The 3,245-nt window shown below is 55.4% G+C and carries 6 protein-coding genes; all 6 read right to left on the bottom strand.

Translation table 11 applies throughout. The features are described from left to right. Positions 1–62: 62 nt before the first annotated feature. Complete coding sequence (locus tag ACP7B7_RS31515; RefSeq protein ID WP_426079347.1) at positions 63–548, bottom strand: GAD-like domain-containing protein; 486 nt, start codon at positions 546–548, stop codon at positions 63–65. 8 nt (positions 549–556) lie between these two features. After that, on the bottom strand, positions 557–976 hold the full coding sequence (locus tag ACP7B7_RS31520; protein ID WP_426079348.1) for a polymorphic toxin type 15 domain-containing protein: 420 nt from the start codon (positions 974–976) through the stop codon (positions 557–559). A gap of 15 nt (positions 977–991) precedes the next feature. Further along, complete coding sequence (locus ACP7B7_RS31525; RefSeq protein WP_426079349.1) at positions 992–1,330, bottom strand: T6SS immunity protein Tdi1 domain-containing protein; 339 nt, start codon at positions 1,328–1,330, stop codon at positions 992–994. Next, the gene (locus ACP7B7_RS31530; protein WP_426079350.1) at positions 1,308–2,147 is read right to left on the bottom strand and encodes a GAD-like domain-containing protein; all 840 of its coding nucleotides are present in this window, start codon (positions 2,145–2,147) and stop codon (positions 1,308–1,310) included. Before ACP7B7_RS31530 ends, ACP7B7_RS31525 begins: the two co-directional genes overlap by 23 nt. A gap of 106 nt (positions 2,148–2,253) precedes the next feature. Further along, positions 2,254–2,607, bottom strand: coding sequence for a DUF4150 domain-containing protein (locus ACP7B7_RS31535; RefSeq protein ID WP_308922737.1), 354 nt, complete (start codon positions 2,605–2,607; stop codon positions 2,254–2,256). Between the two features lie 14 nt (positions 2,608–2,621). After that, positions 2,622–3,245: DUF2169 domain-containing protein (locus ACP7B7_RS31540; protein ID WP_426079351.1), on the bottom strand; the 624-nt coding region annotated here is incomplete at its 5' end.

Here is a 3,245-nt window from a genome sequence, read left to right on the forward strand (position 1 = left end):
GGGCTTGAACGGCTTGCCGGTCGGGTATTTGGCGCGCCAGCCTCGTCAGAAAACCGAATTGATCAGCGCTTCCCTAGAGCGCGCTCGAAAAGTGGTTCGCCATCTTCGTCTTTAATGTCGCATTGTGCCGGTGACTTATTGCTAAAGAACACTCTCGCGTCGAAATCTGGGTCATCCATTTCGTTCTTCAAGTTGCTATTGAGAAAAATTATTGAGTTAATGTTAGACGCGATAATCACGCAATCGCCCGTTTTCTCCCCCCAGAGATATAGATTTCCAAAGGCAGACCGAGCTATTACGTGGAAGCTATCTAGCTGCTCAAGCGGCGTGTCTGCTAGCCACTCATCTACTATATCTTCGTAGTCATCCGGATCAACCGTCCAGAACAATCCGTTTGCGTATCCACACCACCCCTCGTCATTCCAATACCTTAGTAGTTGGCCCGGCAAGTGCTTCCGCCACTTTTCAATATCGTCACTAGGCACGTCAACGCGACTCGTCGCCTCTCCAAACTTACTTATGAAATATGCGAAATCTTCGTCTCTCATCTTATTCCCTAGCCGCGGCAAGGCTCCAGTTTAACGTTCATTTTCTTATCTCCTTCACCGCTCGCGATTGCCCTGTCGGCTTCGCGATCCATTCCAGCCGCTCTATCATTTTGGTTCCAACTACCTCCAATTGAAGAATTTACATCGGCTCGGCCCAAGCCAGTGGGATTCGGGTGCATCCAACCTCCAGCCACCATGTCTGGGTCGTGCAACGCGGCTAACTTGTCCATCACAGCTTTCGCTCGCGTTGTTGCTTGAGTATCTGCTTGCGCAACTCCCATTCCGCTGTTTTGCAAGCTCTTTTTGATATTTCCTTGCACAAGTACTTCCAATGTCTCACGAGCTGATTCCTGCATAGTAGCCGCAGTTGGATTTCGATTCATATTCGCGAATGCGTTTCTGGCAGATTTATATTCGGTCGCGCTCAAGCTATTGATTACATGTCAAGTCAAATTCCCGACTGTTCCTGTAACGTTCCCACTAATCAGTTTATCGAGATCGATATTGGAAAGCGGCAGAGTCGGCGCGGAAATTTGTCGAAGAATCGTCAGATGCACATCGGTTTTTACCTTAGCTAAGTTCTCGAGTTGGACCTTTCCGCCCAGTACGATGGCCGGTTCAAAACCGTATATTTCATCTGGTTCAAGTGGGCCTAACTTAGCGATCGCGCGCTCGAAGAGTGGCTGACCGTTCTCGTCTTGCATGTCAAAGCGGGCAGGCTTGCTAAAGGCAAAGAAAGAGCGAATTGACAAGTTCAAGTCATCTTGAGTCTTGGATTTCAATTCGTTTGATAGAGCGGAAATCATGTGAATGGAGCACGCGATCATTACACTGCGCCCAGTTTTTTTCACCACATGCATACAGGTCGCCAAATGCGGATCTTGCAATTACATGGAATGCATCAAGTTGCTCCAATTTCGTGCCTTCGAGCCACTCATCAATAAGGTCTTCATACTCATCAGTATCAACGGTGCAAAAGAGGCCGTTAGTTTGATCGGACTGGCTCATCCGCATGAATTTCTTCTTGTCGAATGGATGGAAGCACGGGACTTTATGCTCTCGGGTCTTGATCGTCACTTCCTTTTTCGGCTTTCTCGCACTGGAGGCGACTTCACGCGCCTTATCTGCCGCCTCTTTTGCCTCCCGCGCTTCCTTGGCGGCCTTGGCCTCTTTTGCTATTCTGGCTGCTTCTTCTGCCGCTTTGGCCGCCTTGAGCACTTCCTCCGCTTCATGCGCCCCCTTGACGACCCTGGCGGCCGTTCCCGTACCCTTGGCGATCCCTGCCGCGCCTTTGGCCACCTTGCCCACCGTCGTGACTACCTTGCCACCTGGGATCATGCTGGCCACGGCAAGGCCGGCTTCGACAAATTCACTCTCGGCCGTGTAGATGGCCGCGTTCAGGGCGCCCGTGACGACGGACAAGCCAGGAACAAAACTCGCCACGCCCAGCACGCCATGCACCCAAGGGCTGGACTTCTGCCAGATGGACTGTTCTGGCTCGGTTTCCGGCATCAGCGGCGGATTCGCGCCGCCACCTTTCGGGTCGATGTGTGTTGCCGATGGCGGCGCCTGTTCCAGGATCACCCCCTTGGTGGTCATGGTAGTCCAATCCGTATCGTGTTGGCGAAGTGGCGGGCCACATCGTCGACGCTTCTCAATCTGATGCTTGACCGCGCAGCGACACTGTCGTGATCGAAAACCATGCTTAGCTCGCCAGATTCATATCGCACTCGTCGCCATGACGCACGACGAGCTTCTTCTCCACGCGTACGGAAGTCGCACTTTCCGTGGCGCGTACTTTGCCCTTGTTGACACCCGACTTCATGCCGCCGCCCGTGCCCGCTTCGTTGCCGGTGACGGTGGTCACCACGCTGTCGTCGAGCAGGAATACCGGATCGCGATTGAAAAAAACGGTCTTGGCTACCGCAACGCTGTTATTCAGGTCGCCGACGATGGGGTAGGGCACCGGCACCATGCTGGAACCCATCGGGGTTTTGCATACGTCCGGCAGCAGGCTGACGACCATGAAGATGCTGTTCTTGCGGGCACCGGTGGGCATGCTCTGGTCTCCAGTCAGTGGGCTGGCGCTGGCGTGTCGGCCGTGGCGCGCATCGCCGATGCGTCGTGGGTGGAAATCATGCGCGCTTCCATCACCCGCACCGGTGGCTCAGCCGCCAACGTCGCGCGCCAGATGCAGACGACCTGGACGGTGAACGCGGCAGGCGGTGATTCAGGGGCCGCTTCGATCAGCAAGGTGTCGAGCCTGGCCGCCAATTCACCGAGCTGGCCATCGGCAAACCGCACCAGCACGAAAGGCAAATGACCCGGCAAGCAAAAGGCAAGGCAGGTGTTGCCATTGCCGTCGCGGCTTGCGCCTGGTGTTTTCGGCGGGCACATGTTGTACAGGGTGACGTTCTCGTCACCGTCCAGATGGGGGTATATCTGTTGATCTTCGGGGGCGCCATTCCAGTAGCGAAAATCGAAATCAAACGGCAGGCACGGGTGGCGTTCATCCAGCCATGCCTGGTCGTAGGTGCCGGCCAACGGCAGCCGTGGTTGCCAGGCGCGGCCTAGCGCGCCGAAGCCGGCAGGCACGTGAGCATGGAACGGTGCATGCGGACGCATCCGGTCGTGCGGATAAGTCAGCTGCGGTGCGACGATCCGCTTGCCGCGGATGGCATTCAGATACCAGCGCTC

This window comes from Janthinobacterium sp. PSPC3-1 (assembly GCF_049896105.1).
Lineage (GTDB): Bacteria > Pseudomonadota > Gammaproteobacteria > Burkholderiales > Burkholderiaceae_D > Janthinobacterium.